Source organism: Actinoplanes sp. NPDC049802, from assembly GCF_040656595.1.
In the GTDB taxonomy this organism is placed as follows: Bacteria; Actinomycetota; Actinomycetes; order Mycobacteriales; family Micromonosporaceae; genus Actinoplanes.
This window is the reverse complement of the sequence record NZ_JBFAMR010000105.1, coordinates 1-20,691: the sequence shown is the minus strand read 5'-3', so window position 1 is coordinate 20,691 and position 20,691 is coordinate 1. Positions and strand designations below refer to the sequence as shown.

20 protein-coding genes and 4 pseudogenes are annotated in these 20,691 nt (G+C 68.9%); 10 read left to right on the top strand and 14 right to left on the bottom strand.

Features of this window, described 5'->3' with window-relative positions; genetic code table 11:
• The 4 genes and pseudogenes from AB0I88_RS37875 to AB0I88_RS37860 all read left to right on the top strand — a co-directional run.
• Positions 1 to 275: pseudogene (locus AB0I88_RS37875) on the top strand (hypothetical protein); the annotation flags it as partial.
• Positions 276 to 657: 382 nt separating this feature from the next.
• Positions 658 to 1,347 carry a response regulator transcription factor gene (locus AB0I88_RS37870; RefSeq protein WP_361036479.1) on the top strand — a complete coding sequence of 230 codons (690 nt, stop codon included), beginning with the start codon at positions 658 to 660 and terminating at the stop codon, positions 1,345 to 1,347.
• Positions 1,344 to 2,690: a HAMP domain-containing sensor histidine kinase gene (locus AB0I88_RS37865; protein WP_361036476.1), complete on the top strand. Its 1,347-nt coding sequence runs from the start codon at positions 1,344 to 1,346 to the stop codon at positions 2,688 to 2,690. Before AB0I88_RS37870 ends, AB0I88_RS37865 begins: the two co-directional genes overlap by 4 nt.
• The gene (locus tag AB0I88_RS37860; RefSeq protein WP_361036473.1) at positions 2,687 to 3,253 is read left to right on the top strand and encodes a GerMN domain-containing protein; all 567 of its coding nucleotides are present in this window, start codon (positions 2,687 to 2,689) and stop codon (positions 3,251 to 3,253) included. The genes AB0I88_RS37865 and AB0I88_RS37860 overlap by 4 nt, the downstream gene beginning before the upstream one ends.
• 106 nt (positions 3,254 to 3,359) lie before the next feature.
• Here AB0I88_RS37860 and AB0I88_RS37855 read toward each other — a convergent pair whose 3' ends face one another.
• The 3 genes from AB0I88_RS37855 to AB0I88_RS37845 all read right to left on the bottom strand — a co-directional run bounded on the left by AB0I88_RS37855 (position 3,360) and on the right by AB0I88_RS37845 (position 7,119).
• Entirely contained in the window at positions 3,360 to 5,036 is a 1,677-nt protein-coding gene (locus AB0I88_RS37855) for a methyl-accepting chemotaxis protein (RefSeq protein WP_361036470.1), read from the bottom strand.
• A 495-nt stretch (positions 5,037 to 5,531) separates the two neighbouring features.
• On the bottom strand, positions 5,532 to 6,626 hold the full coding sequence (locus AB0I88_RS37850) for an SPFH domain-containing protein (protein WP_361036467.1): 1,095 nt from the start codon (positions 6,624 to 6,626) through the stop codon (positions 5,532 to 5,534).
• 37 nt (positions 6,627 to 6,663) lie between these two features.
• Complete coding sequence (locus tag AB0I88_RS37845; protein ID WP_361036464.1) at positions 6,664 to 7,119, bottom strand: NfeD family protein; 456 nt, start codon at positions 7,117 to 7,119, stop codon at positions 6,664 to 6,666.
• Between the two features lie 603 nt (positions 7,120 to 7,722).
• Here AB0I88_RS37845 and AB0I88_RS37840 point away from each other — a divergent pair.
• A complete protein-coding gene (locus tag AB0I88_RS37840; RefSeq protein ID WP_361036461.1) occupies positions 7,723 to 9,105 on the top strand; it encodes a hypothetical protein in 1,383 nt (460 codons plus the stop codon).
• A 113-nt stretch (positions 9,106 to 9,218) separates the two neighbouring features.
• Here the strand turns inward: AB0I88_RS37840 and AB0I88_RS37835 are convergent, their stop codons facing one another.
• Together AB0I88_RS37835 and AB0I88_RS37830 are read right to left on the bottom strand one after the other, a co-directional pair.
• Positions 9,219 to 9,359 (bottom strand): hypothetical protein, encoded by a 141-nt coding sequence (locus AB0I88_RS37835; protein WP_361036458.1) that lies wholly within the window; start codon positions 9,357 to 9,359, stop codon positions 9,219 to 9,221.
• 583 nt (positions 9,360 to 9,942) lie between these two features.
• A complete protein-coding gene (locus AB0I88_RS37830; protein WP_361036455.1) occupies positions 9,943 to 10,323 on the bottom strand; it encodes an RICIN domain-containing protein in 381 nt (126 codons plus the stop codon).
• A 368-nt stretch (positions 10,324 to 10,691) separates the two neighbouring features.
• Between AB0I88_RS37830 and AB0I88_RS37825 the strand changes: the two genes are divergently transcribed.
• The gene (locus tag AB0I88_RS37825; RefSeq protein ID WP_361036452.1) at positions 10,692 to 11,282 is read left to right on the top strand and encodes a TetR/AcrR family transcriptional regulator; all 591 of its coding nucleotides are present in this window, start codon (positions 10,692 to 10,694) and stop codon (positions 11,280 to 11,282) included.
• A 21-nt stretch (positions 11,283 to 11,303) separates the two neighbouring features.
• Positions 11,304 to 11,597 carry a hypothetical protein gene (locus tag AB0I88_RS37820; RefSeq protein ID WP_361036448.1) on the top strand — a complete coding sequence of 98 codons (294 nt, stop codon included), beginning with the start codon at positions 11,304 to 11,306 and terminating at the stop codon, positions 11,595 to 11,597.
• 31 nt (positions 11,598 to 11,628) lie between these two features.
• Here AB0I88_RS37820 and AB0I88_RS37815 read toward each other — a convergent pair whose 3' ends face one another.
• From AB0I88_RS37815 to AB0I88_RS37795, 5 genes and pseudogenes are all read right to left on the bottom strand, one after another.
• Positions 11,629 to 12,408, bottom strand: a complete 780-nt coding sequence (locus AB0I88_RS37815) for an MBL fold metallo-hydrolase (protein ID WP_361036445.1) — start codon at positions 12,406 to 12,408, stop codon at positions 11,629 to 11,631.
• Positions 12,405 to 13,238, bottom strand: coding sequence for a redoxin domain-containing protein (locus tag AB0I88_RS37810; protein WP_361036442.1), 834 nt, complete (start codon positions 13,236 to 13,238; stop codon positions 12,405 to 12,407). The genes AB0I88_RS37815 and AB0I88_RS37810 overlap by 4 nt, the downstream gene beginning before the upstream one ends.
• Before the next feature lie 75 nt (positions 13,239 to 13,313).
• On the bottom strand, positions 13,314 to 13,874 hold the full coding sequence (locus AB0I88_RS37805; protein WP_361036439.1) for a TetR/AcrR family transcriptional regulator: 561 nt from the start codon (positions 13,872 to 13,874) through the stop codon (positions 13,314 to 13,316).
• Positions 13,875 to 13,987: 113 nt separating this feature from the next.
• Positions 13,988 to 14,848 (bottom strand): annotated as a pseudogene (locus AB0I88_RS37800) (NAD(P)-dependent oxidoreductase); the annotation flags it as partial.
• Positions 14,849 to 14,895: 47 nt separating this feature from the next.
• A complete protein-coding gene (locus tag AB0I88_RS37795; protein ID WP_361036436.1) occupies positions 14,896 to 15,609 on the bottom strand; it encodes an SDR family NAD(P)-dependent oxidoreductase in 714 nt (237 codons plus the stop codon).
• Between the two features lie 108 nt (positions 15,610 to 15,717).
• On the opposite strand from AB0I88_RS37795, the gene AB0I88_RS37790 reads away from it, so the two are divergent.
• Complete coding sequence (locus AB0I88_RS37790; RefSeq protein ID WP_361036433.1) at positions 15,718 to 16,650, top strand: AraC family transcriptional regulator; 933 nt, start codon at positions 15,718 to 15,720, stop codon at positions 16,648 to 16,650.
• Positions 16,651 to 16,916: 266 nt separating this feature from the next.
• The gene (locus AB0I88_RS37785; RefSeq protein WP_361036430.1) at positions 16,917 to 17,177 is read left to right on the top strand and encodes a hypothetical protein; all 261 of its coding nucleotides are present in this window, start codon (positions 16,917 to 16,919) and stop codon (positions 17,175 to 17,177) included.
• A 127-nt stretch (positions 17,178 to 17,304) separates the two neighbouring features.
• Here AB0I88_RS37785 and AB0I88_RS37780 read toward each other — a convergent pair whose 3' ends face one another.
• Together AB0I88_RS37780 and AB0I88_RS37775 are read right to left on the bottom strand one after the other, a co-directional pair.
• Entirely contained in the window at positions 17,305 to 18,357 is a 1,053-nt protein-coding gene (locus AB0I88_RS37780; protein WP_361036428.1) for a hypothetical protein, read from the bottom strand.
• A gap of 125 nt (positions 18,358 to 18,482) precedes the next feature.
• Positions 18,483 to 19,010, bottom strand: a pseudogene (locus AB0I88_RS37775) (hypothetical protein); the annotation flags it as partial.
• A gap of 3 nt (positions 19,011 to 19,013) precedes the next feature.
• Between AB0I88_RS37775 and AB0I88_RS37770 the strand changes: the two are divergent.
• Positions 19,014 to 19,184 carry a hypothetical protein gene (locus tag AB0I88_RS37770; protein ID WP_361036482.1) on the top strand — a complete coding sequence of 57 codons (171 nt, stop codon included), beginning with the start codon at positions 19,014 to 19,016 and terminating at the stop codon, positions 19,182 to 19,184.
• Between the two features lie 41 nt (positions 19,185 to 19,225).
• Here the strand turns inward: AB0I88_RS37770 and AB0I88_RS37765 are convergent.
• Positions 19,226 to 19,282, bottom strand: a pseudogene (locus AB0I88_RS37765) (hypothetical protein); the annotation flags it as partial.
• Positions 19,283 to 19,923: 641 nt separating this feature from the next.
• Positions 19,924 to 20,691, bottom strand: a 768-nt coding sequence (locus tag AB0I88_RS37760; RefSeq protein ID WP_361036425.1) for an anchored repeat-type ABC transporter permease subunit, incomplete at its 5' end; no start/stop codon positions are given.

The following is a 20,691-nucleotide window of genomic DNA, read 5'->3' as shown; positions in this document are numbered from 1 at the left end:
ACGACTGGGCGACCACCAAACACCAGAGCAAGCCGATCATGATCGCGGAGTGGGGCGCCTACCACCGCATCGGCCGTGACACCGACAAATCGTTCGTGTACGACAGCGTGCTGCCACAGCTGTCGAAACGGCCCGCGATCAAGGCGATCGTCCACTTCGACACCAAGACCGACGACGAGGGCGACCGCGACATCAGCGTCGACAGCACCACGGCCGGCCTGGCCTCCTTCAAGAACCTGGCCGCCAGCCCGATCTTCAACGTCAAGCTCGGCTGACCACATGATGCCTGAGCGCGGTCCGAGATGCCCGGGCGGCACTCAGGAGTGCGGCAGGCGCGGGGGCCGATGGTGGTCAGAGCAGGAACACCGGGCATCCGGCACGCTGGATCATGGCGCGGCTCACCGAGCCGAGCATGGTCGCGGGGTGCCACCCAAGCCGCGCCTGCCGACGACCAGCGCGGCCGCCCGGTGGGAGATGCCGGCGCGCGCCGTGACCGGGTCGGTATCGATGGTGCGGTGATGTACGAGCACTCCGTCGACGGCCAGATTGCCCGGCCCTCTCTGCGGACACCTACCGTACCGATGACAGTTGCGTGACAAACCGTGCCGGAGCCCGTCTTGGTGGGCTCGCATTCTGTCTTCGGGGCATCATGCGGATATGAACTCGGTACTGCTGATCGAGGACGACGACCGCATTCGTCTCTCCTTGGTGATGGCTCTGGAGGACGAGGGGTACACCACGCACGCCGTCGCCACCGCGGAAGAGGGCATCGCGGAGCAGCGGCGTGAACCGGCCGACACTGTCCTGGTCGATCTGATGCTGCCCGGTATGGACGGCTACGAGTGCGTCCGGCAGTTGCGCCGCGACGACGACGTCCCGATCGTGGTGGTCAGCGCCCGCGACGACACCCACGACATCGTCGCCGCGCTGGAGGCCGGCGCCGACGACTACGTGATCAAACCGGTACGGGTCAAGGAGCTGGCTGCACGCTTGCGAGCTCTCCGTCGCCGCGCCCGCGCCGCTGCCGCCGCACCGGCCGCGCCTGAGACGTCGGTGCTGACCTTCGGTGATCTTCAGGTACGGCCGGAAGCCGGCGAGGTGCGCCTGCGTGGCGAGCCGGTGGCCGTGACCCGTACCGAGTTCCGGCTGCTGTGCGAGCTGGCCGACCACCCGGGCCTGGTGCTTTCCCGCCAGCAGTTGCTGCAGCGGGTGTGGGGCCACGAGTTCGGTGACGAACGGGTGGTGGACGTGCACGTGGGCCGGCTGCGTCACAAGATCGAGGCGGATACCGGCAATCCGCGGCATCTGGTGACCGTCCGCGGCCTGGGCTACAAGCTGCAGCCGTGAAACCGATCGGCCTGCGCGCTCGGGTGAGCGCCGCCTTCGCCCTGGGCGCGCTGATCCTGTCGGCGTCCATCAGCCTGCTGTCGTACGAGTCGACCCGCCGCACCCTGTTCGCCGAGCGGGAACGGACCGCGGTCCGGACGACCTACTACGACGCCGCGGTTGTCAACGCCGGTATCGCCGGCACCCAGGATCCGGACATCCTGGACGTGCTGCGTTCCCTGGACACCGGATCCGACCGGTACGTGTTGTTGCAGCTCGACGGCCAATGGCACTCGCGCAGCGCGGATCCGGCCGCCGGCACCGCCGTACCGCAAGCACTGCAGGACATGACCGCCGACGGAGACGCCGGAGCGCAGCGGATCCGCCACGACGGCCACCCGGCACTTATAGTCGGTATTCCGTTGACCGGGGCAACCGCTTACTACGAGATCATCTCGCTGGCAGAGCTGGAACGCACCCTCCAGACCCTGGCCCTCGTCCTTGCCGCTGCCGCCATCATGGTCGCAGCCGGTGGCGCGGCTGTCGGCTGGTATGTCACCCGGCATGCGCTGCGCCCGCTGGCCGCGGTCGCCGATGCGGCCCGGGGGATCGCAGCGGGTGACCTGACCACCCGCCTGGACCCGGCCACCGAACCGGACGTCGCCCCGCTCTCGGCGTCGTTCAACGACATGGCCGACCAGCTCGCGCTTCGCCTGCAACGCGATCGGCGCTTCGCCGCCGACGTCAGCCACGAACTGCGCTCCCCACTGCAGACCCTGGAAGCCGCGGCCAGCGTGATCGACAGACGCCGCCACCAGCTCGACGACCGGTCAGCGGCGGCCGTCGGCCTGCTCACCGCCGAGGTGGGCCGCTTCCAGGCGCTGGTGAACGACCTGCTGGAGCTGGCCCGCAGTGACCAGCCGGCCCAGCGGGAACCGAGCGACGTGGCAGAACTCGCCCGGCGGGTCTGCCGCTCCCGGAACCTGCCCGCCGACCTGGTCGAGACGGCCGGCGACCCTCCGCACACCTGGCCGATCGACCGGCGTCGCGTCGAACAGGCATTGGGCAACTTGATCGACAATGCGATCCGCTACGGCGGCGGCCCGGTCGCGGTCCGCGTCGGGCCCGCCTACGTGGAGGTCGACGATGCCGGGCCCGGTGTGGCAGAGCGGGACAGGGCGAGCATCTTCGACCGGTTCGTGCGCGGCCCGGCGGCCAACGCCCGCGGCACCGGCGACGGCACCGGGCTGGGGCTGGCGATCGTCGCCGAGCATGCCGCCGCGCACGGCGGCGCCGCCACCGTCATCGACCGTCCCGGTGGCGGCGCCCGTTTCCGTATCGACCTTCCCGGGACAACAACATGATCATCGTACGGATGGTGCTCACCGTCGTGGCCGTCCTGCTGTTCACCGGCTGCGGTGTACCAGTGCAGGACGAGCCGCATCAGGTCGACCTACCCCGTCGGCCCCTCAACGTGACGGCCGGGCCCACGGCGGTCGAACCCGTCGGCGAAGTCGCGCAGGTGATGTGCCTCGTCAGCGACGACCGACTCGTACAGTCCGTGCGGCGCGTCGATGCGATCCCCAACCCGCAACAACAACTCGACCAGCTCGTCGCCGGCCCCACCCCAGCCGAACAGGCACAGGACCTGTCGACCGCACTCGCCGCAACGGCGCTGACCGTGACGGTTCCGGCCGGTGGCGCCGTGGCCGCCGTCGAGGTCGGCGAAACCGGCGAGAGCGCGGCCCGCAGCGACGAGGTCCTCGCCTACGGTCAGATCGTCTGCACTCTCACCAGCCGCGCCGACATCGCCGCGGTGACGTTCCAGCGTGAAGGCCGGCCGCTACAGGTGCCCCGCGGCAACCTCACCCTGTCCAGCGGCCCGCTGCGGACGGCCGATTATCAATCGCTGCTCGGCCACGGATGACAGACGGCGACCGCTGTAGGCGCCGGCCGCCCGTCGGCGCAGACACAGGTCGCCTGTTGCCACGACAACGGGAACAGCTCCCTCGTACCAAGAACAAGACGCCGCCTCAGACTTTGAAGGTCTCGGCGGTGTGATTCATGTGGTCGGCCATACCAGTGAGCTTGTCGATGGTGGCGGTGGTGGTGGTCACGGCGCTGTGGGTGTTCTGGACCGTGGCTGCGACGGTGGCGACGTGCCCGGCGATCTGTGCCGAACCGCTGGCGGTCTGAGCTACATTGCGGCTCATCTCGGCTGTTGTGGCACTCTGTTCCTCCACTGCGCTGGCGATCGTCGTCACGAAGTTGTTGATGCGCTCGATGACGCTCTGGAATGTGCCGATCACCTCGGCGGCGCCGGTGCTGTCTTCCTGGATGGCCCGTACCCGGGCGCTGATGTCCTCGGTTGCCCTGGCGGTCTCCTGAGCCAGGTCCTTGACCTCGCCCGCGACCACCGCGAAGCCTTTGCCGAGTTCGCCGGCGCGCGCGGCTTCGATGGTGGCGTTGAGCGCCAGGAGGTTGGTCTGCTGCGCGATGGCGTTGATCACCTGGACCACCGCACCGATCTCCGAAGAAGAACCGGTGAGCTGACGTACGCGCTCCCCGGCGACGCTCGCCGCGGTCAGAGCCTCGCCCGACACGGTTGCCGCCTGAGCGGCGCTGTGGCTGATCTCCTGGATCGATGCTTCCATCTCCTCCGTCGCGGCGGCGACCGTCTGACTGTTGGTGCTGACCTCCTCAGCCGCGACAGCGGCGCTGTTGACCACGGTGGCGGCCTCGTCGGAGCTGGTGACGATGCGGGTGGTGCCGGCACGCAATTGCTGGGATGCCAGCGACAGTTGTACGGCGTCGGCCTTGATCTGGGTGACCGCTGCGGCGAGGGTGTCGGCGGCCTCGTTGACCGCTGTTCCCATGTCGCTCAGCTCACCGCCCATGGTCGTGGTGTCGACCCGCTGGGTGAGGTCGCGGCTGGCGACGGCTTTCAGTGTGGCCATCGCCGCGGTGAGCGGGGCGACGATGCTGCGGCGGGTGACATACACCAGCGGAACGGCGAGCAACAGCGCCACGGACATGCCGAGGCCGAGTTGGATCTGCGCCGTCCGTGCGGCCGCCGCCGCGTCCACGGCTGCGGCGTCGCTGCGTGACTGAGCGCTGTCGACCAGCGTCTGTGTGTTCTCCAGGATCCGGAAATAGATCTCCCAAGACGCGCCGCCGATGGTCGCGTTCGCCTTGCTTACTGACTGCGAGGTGCCCTCGGCGAACATCGCCGCGATGGTGTCGTCCATCGCCAGGAAGGCGTCCCAGTCGGTACGGATCGCCTGGAATGTCATCTTTTCCTGCGTGGTCAAGACGCTCGTGTCGACGCTCGACAGGTGTGTTCGCAGCCGGCCGACGACCTCGAGGTAACCGGCCCGGCTCGCGGCGTCGGGTTTGACCGCCTTGCGTGGATCGCCTAAGGCGGCTTCCCAGGCGTACGCGACCTGCCAGCCACTCACGTCGGAGTTGAAGTACTTGATCTCCTGCGCGGACCGCGCGAACAGGAGCATGTCCTTCATGTGCGCCACCGCCCGGTCCTGGGCGCGCAACGCCACGAAACCGGCCAATCCAGCAGCGAGGAAGAACGTGACCACCAGGCCGAGGCAGACAACTAGGCGCGCGCCCACCCGCATGCGGCTCACTAGACGAATCATCAGACGTTCTCCCGGAGAAGTCCTGCTAATGATCGCCTGATCGACGGGAAGAGCCATGCGTTAAGGATTCGTGCTGAACAGACAGATCATCGCAGCCAGTCGTGCCGACTCCGGCTGACAAGGCGTTCAGGCGCGGGTGACCGCCACACCAGCGTCGATGACACCCCGGCCGGCCTGGCCTCGTTCAAGAAGCGGCAGCTGCTGGATCTTCACCGTGAAGCTCGGTTGACCACCATGATTCTGCAGCGCCGCCGGGCCGGTCCGGGCGGCGCTGGTGAACGTCGGAGCGATCAGGGCTGGCGGGGCCGCGGGTGCCTGCGACGACACCGATGATCAAGGCGACGCGTCACCCGAGGAACAACAGCAACCTCACCATGGTGGCGGCCGATCCCGCCCAGGCGCGCCAGCCACCGTTCTGCAGGATGATCTCCGGAAATCGGCGAGCGGCCAACAACAGCACCACGCACCGTGCCCGGCGACGGCCGCAAGAACTCGCTCGGTGAACGCCGAGAGAAGAAGGAACGGCGGGCCGTTCGTCACGAATCGGTCCTGTCAGAGCTGATCCTGATCGGCGGCGCGCAACGACCGGGGAGACTCCGGCGCCGGCAGCCCGCCCGGCTGCTCGCTGGCCGGCCCGGACACTTCGGCCTCGGCGGCACGAACCTCGGCGTTGATCTTCTGGGCTTCGGCGGCGGCCGCCTGCGCCGCCTCGGTGGCCTCGCGTTCGACGGCCTGCGAGTCGACCGCGGCCGCGGGTACGTCGTGGGCCATGCCGGCCAGCCCGCCCAATGCTCCGCCGAGTCCTTCCAGGGCCTTGGTGAGTTCGGTGGGGACGATCCAGACCTTGTTGGCCGATCCTTCGGCGATCTGCGGCAGGGCCTGAAGATACTGGTAGGCGAGCACCTTCTGCGACGGGTTGGCCTGGTGGATCGCGTCGAAGACCGTACGGACGGCCTTGGCCTGGCCCTCGGCCTGCAGGATCCGGGCCTGCCGGTCACCGTCGGCACGCAGCACGGCGGCCTGCTTCTCGCCCTCGGCGGTCAGGATCGCGGCCTGCTTGCGGCCCTCGGCGTTCAGGATCGTGGCACGGCGCTCCCGCTCGGCGCGCATCTGCTTCTCCATCGAGTCGCGGATGCTGGGCGGCGGCTCGATCGCCTTGATCTCGACCCGGGTGACCTTGATGCCCCACCGGCCGGTGGTCTCGTCGAGCACGCTGGAAAGGTGCTTGTTGATCTCCTCCCGGCTGGTCAGGGCGCGTTCCAGGTCGAGCGAGCCGATCACGTTGCGCAGCGTGGTGACGGTGAGCTGCTCGATGGCCTGCAGGAAGTGGGAGATCTCGTAGGTGGCCCGCATCGGATCGATCACGCGGAAGTAGAGCACCGTGTCGATCGAGACGACCAGGTTGTCGGACGTGATCACCGGCTGTGGCGGGAAGGACACCACCTGCTCGCGCATGTCGACCTTGGCGCGGACGGCGTCGATGAACGGCACCAGCAGGTTGAGTCCCGGTGACAGGGTCCGCTGGTACTTGCCGAGCCGTTCGATGACGTCCATGCGCTGCTGCGGAACGATGCGGACGGTTTTCAGTAGAGTGACGACGGTCAAAAGGAGAAAAACGGCAATGACGATGCCCAGGAAAGCGTCCACGCGGATGATCCACCTCTGCATTGAGGATTGACGGCAGTCATGATAGGAGGTCGGTTATGCCGGGTGGATCGTCATGCCAGACCACCACGGTGCCGCCAGCCGTTTCCAGAATGGTGACCCGGTCGCCGGGAGGATAGGTGCCGAAGCCTTCAAGAGACCGCGCCTGCCACAGTTCGCCGTCGAGGCGCACCATCCCGTGCTCGGTGTCGACCTGCTCCACCACGACAGCGGTGGCGCCCTGCATGGTTGCCGTTCCCATCCCGACGGGCCCGCTCCTGTGCAGGTGACGTAGCAGCACTGGGCGCAGCGCCACCAGAGTCAGCGCCGACACGACCACGAATACGCCGCCTTGGACCGGTACGGACGCGCCGAGTCCGGCCACGGCGGCCGCCGCCAGTGCCCCCGCCGAGAACATGAGCAGGAAAAGGGTGGTCGTGAAGATCTCCGCGACGGCGAGCGCCACGGCCGCGATAATCCACAACAACACATCCATAATCCGATAGTGACACGGTGGTGGGGAATCAGCCACCTATTCTCGGTGACGTCTGGCCGGGCTCGATTCTGCATCGTCACGAGATTGTCATTGTTCTGATGGGAATTCCACATAGTCAGCAGTGCCGGCGAGGCGAGGCCCGTCCACTGTTGATCGGCATGTGGAACGCGCCGCCCGACGGCGGAACGGGGCGGCAGGCTGGCGCCTCGGCCCGTGGCACAACAGATCGCAGGTGCATCGGTCAGGGTCTGCCGGCCGGATCCGTCCCGCTCCGGTGCATGGCTCGTCGTACCGGCGATGGTGCATGATCGCATGGTGCGTCCGCTGCCTCGTGCGGATCTGCTGGTCGCGGGTACCGCGGTGGCGATCCTTCTGCTGACGGTGTTCACCATGCCGCAGGACCCGTGCACGGTGGCCGCGCCGTGCGTGCCGGAGCCGGTGACGGCGTTCGCGGTGGGCCTGCTGGCGGCCGCGGCGGCGATGTCGTTCGTACACCGATGGTCTGCCGCGGGCGCGGCAGTGGCGTGCACGGTGGTGTGGCCGGTCAGTGACCGGTTCGACGACGCGGACCTGGGATGGCGGGGCTTTCTTCCGCTGATGCTCGTGGCCGTCGTCGTCGGAGTGGCGCGGGTGCGGTGGCCCGGTGCAGCCGACGCACCACCGGCTCGGCGGCGACAACCACCCGCACCGCAGCGGCCGCCGTCGTTCACCCGGCCCCTGGCAGCCGGCGCGTTGCTGCTGCTCTGCGGGATCACCGCCTCCGGGTGGACGCTATGGCAGCAGGACCGGGTCACCGAGCAGGAGGCGACCGCACGAACAACGACCGCGGTGGTGCGGGAACACCTCGACGACGGCGCGATCATCGGTTTGGAACTGCCTGACGGCACCTCATGGCATACCGAGGTGCTGGATGCAAACGACTACCCGATCGGCAGCCGCACCGAGGTGCTCGTCGACAACGCGGGACTACGGCAGCTGCGTAGCGAACCCTACGACATCACGATGCTCTTGCTGCCCGCCGTCACCGCCGCCGGGCTCGCCGTGGCCCACCTCGTCCGTATCGCCGCTCGACGCCGAGACCTGCGGCGATTACTGACCGGCCCGCAGCCGGTGCGCCCGGCACGCGCGGCGCTACGTGGCGAGGATCTGATCGTCCTGGTGCCCGGCCCCGCCGGCACAGCTGAACAGTTCGTCATGCCCATCAGTGGAGATCCCCAGGACGAGGCACCGGCCGAAACCAGCGGCGGAGCACAGGTCCGCACCGAGCCGGCCCTGCTCTACGGCGCGGTTCGGCCAGGCCAGTGGTGCGCGGTCCAGATCGGTGATCGCCTCCATGTACCGTGCCAACCGGTGTCCCGGGTGGAGACGGTGCGCTACGACGGGAACCGCGGGCTGCCGGCCGACATCGACGACGACGGAGAACCGAGCGTCGCGAGAGCCGACCTCCTGCCGCAGGATCGAGACCCGACGGAGCCGCGCGAATACCGGCTCACATCACCGCAGGCCTGGGGTCGTGTCGTCGTCGCCGGGGCGGCCGGAGCTGCGGGACTCGCCGTACTCGCTGAAGGGTTTTCGCCGTCGCTCGTCGCCGCTGCCGCGGTGATCGGAGCAATGGCCGGCACCGAGTGGGGTTGGCGACTCTACCTGCGCCCCCGACTGCGCTGGAGCCTCGGCGGAGTCAGCGCGGTCACACCCTGGCGGCGCCACCGCACGTCCTGGACACCGGACAGCGGACTGGACCTCGACGAGACCGGCCACGTGCAGGTCACCGACGGCCACGCGGAATTCACCATGCCCGTCCGCGGCGGCGCGTCCCACAACGAACGGCAACTCGTGGCAGCGCTACGGCATGCACGCAGGCTCGCGCTCCGCAATCCGGAACCCCGGGATCCTCCACCACTGATGATGCCGGCCCGCCCGGGGCGACTGCATCTGATCTGGGCGGGACTCTCGATCGCCGTCATCACGCTGTCCCTGACGATCTGATCCCGGCCCTGGACGTCATCCGTCTGCACACTGTCTTCACGACATCGACGCCCTGCCCGAACGACGGCGCGGGGGCCCCGGTACGTCAAGGGCTCGTGTACGAGGCATCGGATTCACCGGTGTCCGTCGGCGAGATCCTCCACGAGGGCCACTGCTGCCGCGACCCCGTTTTCGACTCGAACCCGCTCACCGAGCCGGCGAGCGGCGGTGACCATCGCCTGATCGTCCACAACTTGGCGGATGGCGGCGGCCATCCTCGGCACGGTCAGGTGCCGCAGGCCGAAGACTGCCACCCCATCTCCCGGACACGCCCCCAGACGCATGTATTACCCCAACTGAAGAGGAGTGCTGGGATACGCCTACGCGGCTTCGAAGACGGTTTGACCAGGCACGAACCACCCGGTGCCCCGCAGCACCGCGAGCGAGCCCACGTTCTGCAGAGCCGCCCGGGCGAACGGCGGGTGGAGCGGGGAACTCTGCCCGGGCCGGCCCGAAGATTTCGCGCACGCCCTGCGTGGCCAGTCCGCGCCCGGCTATCCGTTCCGCCATCCGAATCCGTGCTCAGGACCGTCGTCCTCGACGTCCACCAGGTTGAACCGCCCCAGCAGCGCCCCGCTGTCGTCAACCATCACGTGGAAGTGGCAGAGGCCACTCGCCTGGGCGCGGGCAGGGCCGGATGCCGTTGCGTGATTTCGGCGACGTAGTCGTCCCCCTCGATCCGGGATGGACCGGGCGGAGCAGACCCGGTCCGCCGCCTTGAACTCCAGCAGGGCAACCGCATGATCCGCGCGAAGGCCCTCAGGTAAGGGCATCCGCTGATCCTGAGGAGTGCGATCTTCAGGAGACGGTCCGAGACCACTGCTGGTTGGTGCCGGTTCCGCAGGTGTACTGCTGGATGTCGGCGCCGTCGGCGGTGTTCGCCGAGACCACGTCCAGACACTTGCCGCTGTGCTGGGCGATGATCTGGAAGTAGCCGCTGCCCGCGTCGCGGAACTCCCACCTCTGGTTGCCGCCGCTGTTCCAGGTGTACTTGACCTCGGCGCTGTCGGCCGTCGACGCGCTGACCACGTCCATCACCTTGCCGCTGTTGCGGTTCGTGACCCGGTAGAAGGAGGCCGGGTTGCCGGTGACGGTGCCGGCGGCCGCGTCCACGGTGACCGTCGGATACCAGCTCAGCGACATCGACGTGGAACTGGGGAAGCTGATCGGCAGCCACACGTACCGCGAGTCGTTGACCGGCCTGGACCACGCGCCCGCCCAGCGGTCGCCCGTTTAGAGATAGAGGTATGGCCTCTGTCATCAACCGATAGCAGCGACGGACCGCTCGCCAGCCGATGTCGCGGAAGGGAATTCGTCTGCTGCTGTGCCGCCCACCCGGCCAGCCTGCGAGCCTGCTCCGGGGTGCCGATGGCGCCAAATTGACGGCGCACCGGCCCTCACCATGCTCGCCTCGGCGTTGGCGCGGCCGGTCGGCGCCTCAGTGAGCGCGCTGCGTCGCTACCTGCAGGTAGGTTGACAGATATTAGGACGATCGTCCTAAGATCTTTAGGACAAGCATCCTAGGGATGGAAGCGAGGATTCCAGCGATGGTCTTGAGCACATCGACTCGCGAGCAGATCGTCGCGGCGGCTGACCGGCTGTTCTATGAGCATGGTTTCGCGCACACGTCGTTCACGGCGATCGCTGATGCGGTGGGGATCTCGCGGGGGAACTTCTACTACCACTTCCGGACCAAGGACGAGATTCTCGCCGCGGTGATCGAGTCCCGGGTGGAGTCCACCCGCGGCATGTTGCGGCAGTGGGAGACCGGGGCTGCCGATCCGGCGGAGCGGATCCGCCGGTTCATCCGCATCGTGCTGACCAACGGTGCGGACATCCGTGACTTCGGCTGCCCGGTCGGCACCCTTACTGCCGAGCTCGCGAAACTGCGTCATCCGGCGCGGCCTGAGGCGACCGCGGTGTTCACCTTGTTCCGGCGGTGGCTCGCCGAGCAGTTCACCGCGCTGGGGCATGCGAGCACCGCTGACGAGAAGGCGCTGCATGTGCTGGCGTTCAGCCAGGGCGTCGCCACGCTGGCCAACGCCTTCGGCGACGAGGATTTCGTACATCGGGAGGTCGACCGCCTGGAGGACTGGCTCGCCGTCCAGCTCCGGCCCGCCGACAGATTTCCGCAATGACCGACAGAGAGAGGTTGGGCGATGTTCATCGTATTGCTCCGGTTCGCTGAGAACAGGGCCGCTGCCGCGGAGCACATGCCCGCGCACCAGCAGTGGATCAAGCTGGGCCTCACCGACCAGGTGTTCCTCCTGGTCGGTGGTATCCAGCCCGGACTCGGTGGGGCGGTGCTGGCGCACAACACCTCGCGTCAACAGTTGGAGCAGCGGGTGGCCGAGGACCCGTTCGTCGTCCACCGGGTCGTCGACGCCGAGATCCTCCAGATCGCGCCCGGCATGGCCGACCCGCGGCTCGGCTTCCTGCTGCCGGCCCGCTGACGGCCTCCGCCGTACCGTCGCAGGTGGCACCTCAGGGTGATTGGCGCTGGTCGCCACGCCGGCGGATCCGGCCGCGGGCGGCGCGCCGATTCAGCCGCCGTTGCTCCTTGTCGGCCCATCGAGCGACCCGGGCGGGGTCGAGCCGGCCGCCGTGGCCGACGTGGAGTGCGGTGGGTTTGAGGTCGAGCATCGCCCGCAGGCTGGCCAGGTTGGCGATCGGGTCGTCGTGGAAGGGCGGGTTGGCCGGTCTGCCGGTGATGGTGCCCATGAACGAGGTGGCGATGAGGTCTCCGGCCACCAGGTCACCGTCGTCGGTGAGAACGGAGACCGATCCAGCGGTGTGGCCGGGCGTGGGCACGATATGGGCGGCGACGCCAAGATCGTCGAGTCGTCGTGGTCCGTCGAGGACGAGGTCGGGTTCGACCGGCTGGGCGGTGACGTGCAGGGCGGGCATCCGGCGCAGGATCGCGCCGAATGGTCCGGTGGGCAGGTAGGGCTGGCGGGCGCGGCCGGCCCGGTAGGGGTCGAGGCCGGCGTGGTGGGCGGCGATCGGGGCGCCGGTCAGCCGGCTGATCTGGGCGGCGGCGCCGAAGTGGTCGATGTGGGCGTGGGTGAGCACGATCAGGGCCAGGTCCGCGGGGTCGATGCCGTGGGCGGCGATACCGTCGACGATCCTGCGGCCGGTGCCGGGGATGCCGGCGTCGACGAGGATCGGCCGGCGGCCCAGCAGCAGATAGGCGTTGATGGAGTGCCGGCCGGCGACCGGGATGGGGTGCACACCGACCCGGCCGCGTGCGGGCCGGGCCGTCATCGTGCGACTCCGATGGCAACGGCGACGAGCAGAACCATGACGGCGGTGATCGAGGTCGCCGCGGCTGACCCACGCAGGTCTTTCGGCAGCCACCGGAACAACAGCCGGGAGACGCGGCTGAGTAGGGCCAGGGGTGCCGCAGCGAGCCAGATCTCGCGTTCCACTCGTCCGCCGGCGAATCCGACGACGCCCGGCAGGTGCCCGACGGCTCGCAGCAGCGGGCCGGCCATCGCGCGGCTGCGGTCGCGGTGCGGGACCCGCCCGGAGACGATGTCGGTCAGGGCAGCGTGCAGGCCTCGTGCGTCGTTGGCCCAGTGGGCACGGAACCGGATGACACCGCTGGAATCGATCAGGTAGGCCGAGTTGGGTTTCGGGCTCATCGCCCGGTGCAGGCCGCCGTCGAGGTCATCGACTGCCACCTCGAACGGGACCGCGTGGTGGCGGCGCAGCTCGTCGGCGTGCCGCCGTTTCTCGTCGTCGGTGCGGGGCTGGTCGAAATGCTGGCCGGGGTGGGCCTCGCGGGTGTTTACCAGCACGAACCGCGCGCGATCGCCGAACTCGCGGTGCAGGGTGTTGAGGATCGGGCCGGCGCTCTCGGTGACCGGGCAGGTGCGGGACCCGAAGACCAGCAGCACGGGCCGCGGGCCGAGGTCGGTGCTCGTGAACCGTCCGCCGTCGAGGACGGGCAGGTCGAAGGCGGGTACGTGGTCGCCGGGCGCGGGTGCGTCGGGGCTGAAGGTCAGGTCGTCGATCAGCAACGAGGTGCGGAACCGGGTGAAGCGGTAGGTCTCCCCGGCGTCTGCGGTGGGGGTGTGCGGTGTGGTCGGCATGCGCCCTCCTGAAGGATTTGACTGATCGGTCAACTCTGCGGGTATGCGAAGGCGGGCCGCGCCGCCGAGCGATGCTCAGCGCGAGGCCCGCAGCAGCAGACGGATGTCGGATCGGGCGAGCAGAACGAGATCCGGGTCGTCATGGGCCTTGGCCAGCAGCGCCAAGCCCTGCATCAGCGCCAGGACCCGTGTCGCGGCGGTGCTGGGGTCGATGTCTTCCGGTACGTCGCCGCGGCCTTTCGCTTCGCTGATCGCGGTGGCGAAGTAGCCCATCCAGCCGTTGAGAACTCGGCCGGCCTGGGCCCTGGCCTCGTCGCCATGGCCGGCGACCTCCGAGACAAGGGTGCCGAGCGGGCAGCCCGGTGTGACACCGAACCGCTCCCGCATCAGCGTCAGCATCCGCACGAAGCTGGTCACGAACCGGTCGATGCGGTCCAAGGGTGGCACGTCGTCGGCGAAGGCCTCGTCCAGCACCGCCCGCATCATGTCCCAGTTGTGCTCCAGAACGGCTCCGCCCAGCGCCTCCTTGGATGGGAAGAAGTGATAGAGGCTGCCCTTGTGGACACCGGCGGCACGGCAGACGTCCTCGGTGCTGACCTCCGCCAGTGACGCGCCGTGCACCAGGTCACGTGCCACGGCGATGATGCGATCCCGTGTGTCCCGGGCCATGGCCACCCCACTTAGTTGACTGCGCAGTCAAATCTAAGTGCGGATTGACCGATCAGTCAACTCTGGTGGGCCTGGGTGGCTCGGAAGAGCTTGATCAACGCGGTGATGTGGTCGTCACCGTGTCCCTGGTTGATCGCTTGGCGGTATGTATCGGCAGCGGTGCGGGTTAGGGCAACGGTGGCGTGGCGCGAGGCGGCATCGGCGGTGGCGTACTCCAGGTCTTTGGTGACCAGCTGGATCGGGAAGCCTGCCCGGAAGGTGTCGCCGAGCATGGCGGTCGCGGCGGTGGCGGCGGCCTGGCTTGCCACCGGGGTCGCAGCCAGTACCTCGACGGCGCGGGCCGGATCCAGGCCGGTGCCGTGCAGCGCCCCGATCAGCTCGGCGACAGCAGCGACCTGGACGGCGAACAACGAGTTGGCCAGAAGTTTCATCTGTACGCCGGTTCCGGCCGGTCCCATGTGGTGCACGGCGCCGCCGAGTTGGCGCAGCACGGGTTCGACTCGGCGCAGGACCACCGCCTCGCCGCCGGCCAGGAAGATCAGGGCGCCGGCGTCGGCTTGCGGACGGGAGCCCAGCACCGGCGCGTCAAGGTAGTCCACACCGCGCTGTGCGCACCGGGCGGCGAGTTCGCCGGAGAAGGCCGGCGTCACGGTGGAGCAATCGACGGCAAGCGCGCCCGGGGCCATCGCTGCCAGCGCGCCGACACCGGAGTCCAGCCAGACGCTACGGCCTGCACCGTCGTCCCGCAGCATGCTGATGACCAGGTCACACCGGTCGGCGGCTGCGGCTGGTGTCGGTGCTGCGGTGGCGCCCGCCTCAACCATCTGCTGCGCCGTCTTGGCCGTGCGGTTCCACACGGTGATCTGATGCTCACCCGTGGCCAGTAGCCGGCGGGTCATGCGCGAGCCCATGGCCCCGAGTCCCAGCATGGCGATCTTCATCGTGCTCCTTTGTGCATCGTACGGTGGTCGCGGTGTGGGGCTGGGGATCACGAGCCCATGGCGGCGAACGCCTCGGTGAAGGCGCGCGGGTCGCCGTGCCACAGCTGGCTCATCTGCGCGGACACCGGATCCGGGTAGATGTCGGGCCGGCCGGCCGTGACACCGTCGAGGATCGCGTCGGCGACCTCGTGGGCGGCCGCCTTGGGCGCGTTGATGCCGGCGAGCATGTCGGTGTCGATCCCGCCGGGGTAGACGCCGTGCACACTGACGCCCGCCCGGACGAGCGCCGGTCGCAGCGCCAGGGTCAGTGAGTGCGCCGCGGCCTTGGACGCCGAATATCCCGCCATCGGCGGAGCAGGGGCATACGACAGCAGAGTGAGTACGTTGACCAGGGCGCCCTTGTTCGTGATCAGAGCCGGGGTGAACGCCCGGATCATGTCGTACAAGCCGGTGAAGTTGACCGCGAACTCCCGGGAGACGCCGTCGGGGTCAGCGTCCAGGGCGGGCGCGAATGCCGCCGCCCCGGCATTGTTGATCAGCAGACCTACGTCGGAGGCGGTGGCGGCGAGCTTGTCGATGGATGCCCGGTCGGTGACGTCCAGGGCGACGGCCGTGATCCGGTCGTGGGCCCGTACCGTCCGTGGGTCGCGGGCGGCCGCGTAGACGCGGTCCGCGCCGCGTTCCAGCAGTGCGTCGACGAGAGCGCGGCCCAGACCGCGGTTGGCTCCGGTGACGAGGGCAGTACCCGCGTTGATTTCCATGACGACAAGCCTGCCGCTCGGTGATGATGATACGAATGCTTGAACCACTCGCTTTCTTGTCCGCCAGTCTCATCGTCGATTCCGCAGCTCGGTTGCGCTACCTATCCTGTGCGGATGGATGTTTTCGGTGACGTGCTCGCGCTGGCACGGGTCGACGCCGCCCTCATGGCGACCTTCGACGCGCGAGCCCCCTGGGCCATCGAGCTGCCGGCCCGGCAGGGAGCATCCTTCCACGCCGTGGTGGCCGGCACCTGCTGGTTCACCGCCGACGGCATGCCGCCTCGCCAACTGGCCCCGGGCGACCTCGTACTCCTGCCCGCCGGAGTCCGGCACGAATTGGCCACCGACCCGAACCTGCCGACGCGCCGCTTCGACGACGATCTCAAGCGCAGCCTCATGCACCCTGACGGTGACCTGGTCCTCGACGGACCGGGCGCGCGCACCCGGATCCTCTGCGCGGGCTACCGCTACGAGGCCCACGCCGCCCATCCGGTGCTGAGCCTGCTCCCGCCGGTGCTGCACACGGCCACCGCCTCGCCGCAGAGCGGACCATGGCTGCGCACGATCCTGGACCTGCTGACCCACGAAACCCGCAGCGGCGCCGCCACCGGCGCCGCCACCGCCGCCGTGCGTTTGCTCGACCTGCTGCTGATCCACGTCATCCGGGCGTGGCTCGACACCGGCGATGACACTGTCGGTGTCTCGTGGCTGCGAGGTCTGCGCGACCCGGTCACCGCACGTGCCCTGGCCGCGTTGCACGACCAGCCCGGCCACGACTGGACCCTGGACGGCCTGGCCGCGACGGTCAACGTCTCCAGGGCCACCCTTGCCCGCCGGTTCGCCCAGCACGTCGGCGAACCCCCACTGACATACCTCAGCCGCTGGCGCCTCACCGTCGCCGCTCACAAACTGCGCAGCACCACCCTGCCGGTAGCCGCCATCGCCCACGACATCGGTTACACCTCCGAATTCGCCTTCAACCGCGCCTTCACCCGTGCCCACGGTCACCCACCCGGCCGCTACCGTCGGCACGCCGAATAGGCCGGCTGTTCCCCGGCATGACGATCCTGTCCGACGACGTCCGTTCACGGTGAACTCAGCCATCAGAGCGCTGCAACACGTAACCGGCCTGCGGGTGCGTTCGTTCTTGAGTTAGTTGCCGCGTGCATGAGGGACGAGTTGTCCGCTGACCTGGACGTCTTACCGCGGTAACGGTTGATCTGTCCGGTGTAGGTCCGGCGGTCGGCTGGAGGTGTCGTGGTGGGCATCGATAAGGTCCTGCGGCTGCTGGGTGATCAGGAGACGAGGTGCCGGGCCGGCCCGAGCGCGTGTCGGTGACGGTGACGGGCATCAGCGCGCCGGTGCTCTCCCACCGGTCGCCCGCGCTGTTCAGCACGGCCGCCGGCAGGGTGATGTCGCGGTCAGCGGGGTCCACGCTGATCACGAACGCTCCGTCAACGTCGTTGATCGTCGCGGTCACCGACTTCGACGCGCTGCCGCCCTGCGGGGCGCTGGCAACCTTGACCGTGACCGGTTCGCTGACGGCCTTCACGGTCTCCCCGTCGTAGAGCTTGACCAGGTACTCGGTGCCGTTGAGTTCGTGGGTCGCGGTGAAGCGGTAGGAGACTGCGGATTCGCCCTCGATGGGCGCGAACCCGGAGTCACCGGTGCGCTTGGCGAACCACTGGTAGGCGGTCAGCGGGCCTGTGGCGACTGGACGGCCTGCAGCGTGACGGCGTCGCCGGGCTGGTACTCGCCGTCGGACATGCCCGACACCGACAGCGTCAGGTCGCCGGGTCCGCCGCTGCCGTCGACGTGCAGGGTCACTGGGGCCGACTCGACGAACTTGCGGCCGTCGTCGAAGGTGAGCCGGGCGAAGACAGTGGCGCCGTCGTGCTCCGCGGCAGCGGTGAGCGAGAGCCCCGGGCCGTTCTGGCCGGCCACGAGTTGCCCGTTCAGGTACCACTCCCACCGTGCCAGCACCGACTCCGGCACCACCGAGGCGGACAGTCTCACCTCATCACCGGCGCGGTAGCGGTCGGCGAGGCCGTCGACGGTGACCTTCTCCCGTGGTGCCGCACCGTGGTCGTCCACGTGAATGGTCGCCGGCTCGCTGGTGGCCAGCAGCGAACCGGCGACCGAGTACAGTTCGGCCTTGACCAGTCTGCCGTCCAGGGCCTGCTCGGCGCGGACCTCGTGGCTCGCCGTGGTGACCTTGTCCATGACGACGAAGTCGGCCTGGTCGGGGCGTTTCCACAGCCACCGGTACGTGTCGGAGTCGCTGGCCTCCGGGTCGGCGAAGGCGTTGAGCCGGATCGGGTACCCCTGGTGGTAATGGCTGGCCAGCGACTCGAGGAACAGCAGTTGCTCGCCGGGAGCGGCGTCGGTGACCCGCAGCTCCTGCTGGGCGCCGGCGACGTAGAAGCCGGTCGCGGCGTCGGTGACGGTCAGGTACAGAGTCTTGCCGTCCAGATCCGGGGTGACCGGCAGCTCGATCGAGGACGAGGTGGTATCGGGAATCGGGGTCCATTGGTCGTCCGCGATGCCCCACTCGTAGGCGATGCCGTCGCGTGCGGGGTAGAGCTCGGAGGTGGCGGTCAGCGTGTCACCGGCCCGGTAGACGGTGCGGACGCCGGAGAGCAGCAGCTCCCGGTAGGTGACTTTCGCGGTTACGGCGAGGGAGCGGCCCACGACCGTGCCGTCGGCGGTGACGATCTCGTACGCCCACTCGTTCTGGTTGAGCCACATGGTGTCGATCAGGTACGTGTTCGGGCTGTTCGGATCGGCCTTGGGCAGCGCCCACTCGCCGACCTACTCCCACGCGGTGCCACCCAGCACCGACTGGATCAGCCACCGGCCCCGTTCACCGTCGGCTAGTCTAGAGCGCGATGCTCGACGGGAACCCGGGCCGGGTCTCTCACGTGGCAGCTGTCATGTATTCCGGTGAGCGTGATGGACTCACCTGTTCCGATGCCGGGACCGTCCACCTGCAAGGTGCGGTAGCCGGTCTCCCGCAGGACCTTGTTGCCCGCCAGGATCTGCACTTTGATCTGCGCGCCGTCGAGGGAGACGGTGGCATCCCGGGTGTACCGGTCGCCGACCACCGAGTAGTAGTCGGTGGTCTCTCCGGCGGGGCGGACGAGCCAGTACGCCTGGTGGCCGTCGCCCAGCGTGACGCCGGTGAAGCGCAGATCGATCGTCTCGCCGGCCTGGTAGCGGTCGGCCAGACCGGTGATGGCGAACACGTCACCGCCGGCCTGCTCAGTTACCGTGACGGTCACCGGTGCCGACGTCGAGCGCCCGAACTCGTTGAGCACGTGCGGCACGTACCGCGCGGTCAGCGAGCGGCTCCCCCGTGGCAGGGTCGTGACGTTGAAGGAGGTGCGGCCCGCGGAGATTTCCGTATGGCCGAGGACGGTGTCGCCGTCGAGGAACTCGACGTAGCCGGTGGCGTCTGTCGGGGTGAGGTCGCGTCGAGGCGTACGTTGTCGCCGGTCACGATGCTGGTCGCGCCCGCGGTCACCGCTGTCGTGGTGGCGGTGGCGGCGGGGAGTCCGCCGACGACGAACGTGTAGGTGGCGTCGGTGCTCTGCCGCTGACCGGCGACGGTGACCGTGGCCCGCACGCTGATGTGGTAGCTGCCGGGGGCGGTTAAGGCCCAGTTGGCGTGCATGTGGGTGCGGCCGATGATGAAGGCGGTGAAGCCGTTCTCGTCGGAGGACCAACAGGCGTTTGCTGCCGCCGAATTCGGTGGCGGTGAACAGCTCGAGACTGCCGGGCCCCCTCGAAGCCGGTGAGGGTTAGGGTCGTCTGGTTGCCCTCGATCGGGCCGGCCGGCACGGCTTCGGTGGAGAACCCGGGCCACAGCCGGCCCGCTCCCGGGTTCGATTCGGGGCGATCCACACCTGGCTACCGGCCGGGGCGATGAACTCGTAGCCGGCCGGCACGGTGGCCTTGGCGTCGTCGGCCAAGTGGAACCGAACGTCCTCGGCGGCGAAGCGGGTCCCGTTGCCTTCCGCGACGTCGGCCTTCGACGCCAGCGTCAGCCGCCCGTCGTCGAGGAAGGTGGAGACGGCGTCGATGTGGACGCCGGCGATGATCCGGTGCTCGTGGGTTGCGGGGCGGGCCCTCGGCAGCGGTGGCTGTCGATGTCGGAGCCAGCACTGTGGCGGCCGCGACGGTGAGAACCGCCAGGGCCGCGGCCCTTCGTCGTGGGTGGGACTGTAGGAGCACGGTGCTCGTCCTTCTCGGGTGGCGGGCATGGTGACGGCACGCCCGGCCGGAAGCCGGGCGCTCAGGAGAGGTCATGGAACGTCAGGCGGCGAGCCGGGCGATCAGTCCGTGACGTGGTGCGGCCAGGTGTGCGATCAGGAAGGCGCCGGTGAGGGTGAGCACGATGGTGCCGCCGACCGGCAGGTCCCAGGACCAGGACAGGTAGAGGCCGATCAGGGCACAGGTGGCGCCGATCGCCGGGGCGAGGGCCATCATCACGGCGAGCCGGTCGGTGAGCAGGCGGGCGGTGGCGGCGGGGGTGATGAGCAGGGCCAGCACGAGGATGTTGCCGATGGTCTGGACGGCCATCACCACGGCCAGGGTGACCAGCACGTACAGCATCAGGTCGAGCCAGAAGGTGCGCAGGCCGAGCGCGCGGGCCATCTCCCGGTCCAGGGTGACCGCGACGAACTCCTTGTGTAGCAGGAACACGGTCAGTAGTACGGCGATGGTGGTGCCGCCGACGACGTAGAGGTCGCGGTCGGGGATGCCGGTGATCGAGCCGAACAGGAACTGCTGCAGGGATCCGGCGTAGCCCGGTGCCCGGGAGATGATCACGATGCCGAGGGCGAAGGCGGCCACGAAGAAGATCCCGATGACGGAGTCCTCCTTGAGTCGCCGGTTCTGGGCGAAGACGGTGACCAGCAGCGCGGTGACGACTCCGGCGAGGGTGCCGCCGAGGACGAGGCTGCCGGAGAACAGGAACGCGATGGCGAGGCCGGGGAACACGGCGTGCGCGACGGCGTCGCCGATGAAAGCCATGCCGCGCAGCACGACGTAGCAGCCGACGACCCCGCACATGATCGCCGA

Coding starts and splice junctions, on each gene's coding strand:
- AB0I88_RS37770 (WP_361036482.1), top strand. CDS start 19,014: ATGGCCGAGGACGGTGTCGCCGTCGAGGAACTCGACGTAGCCGGTGGC.
- AB0I88_RS37860 (WP_361036473.1), top strand. CDS start 2,687: ATGATCATCGTACGGATGGTGCTCACCGTCGTGGCCGTCCTGCTGTTC.
- AB0I88_RS37845 (WP_361036464.1), bottom strand. CDS start 7,119: ATGGATGTGTTGTTGTGGATTATCGCGGCCGTGGCGCTCGCCGTCGCG.
- AB0I88_RS37825 (WP_361036452.1), top strand. CDS start 10,692: ATGGTCTTGAGCACATCGACTCGCGAGCAGATCGTCGCGGCGGCTGAC.
- AB0I88_RS37820 (WP_361036448.1), top strand. CDS start 11,304: ATGTTCATCGTATTGCTCCGGTTCGCTGAGAACAGGGCCGCTGCCGCG.
- AB0I88_RS37835 (WP_361036458.1), bottom strand. CDS start 9,359: ATGGCCGCCGCCATCCGCCAAGTTGTGGACGATCAGGCGATGGTCACC.
- AB0I88_RS37870 (WP_361036479.1), top strand. CDS start 658: ATGAACTCGGTACTGCTGATCGAGGACGACGACCGCATTCGTCTCTCC.
- AB0I88_RS37780 (WP_361036428.1), bottom strand. CDS start 18,357: ATGTGGCTCAACCAGAACGAGTGGGCGTACGAGATCGTCACCGCCGAC.
- AB0I88_RS37810 (WP_361036442.1), bottom strand. CDS start 13,238: ATGCCGACCACACCGCACACCCCCACCGCAGACGCCGGGGAGACCTAC.
- AB0I88_RS37815 (WP_361036445.1), bottom strand. CDS start 12,408: ATGACGGCCCGGCCCGCACGCGGCCGGGTCGGTGTGCACCCCATCCCG.
- AB0I88_RS37795 (WP_361036436.1), bottom strand. CDS start 15,609: ATGGAAATCAACGCGGGTACTGCCCTCGTCACCGGAGCCAACCGCGGT.
- AB0I88_RS37855 (WP_361036470.1), bottom strand. CDS start 5,036: ATGGCTCTTCCCGTCGATCAGGCGATCATTAGCAGGACTTCTCCGGGA.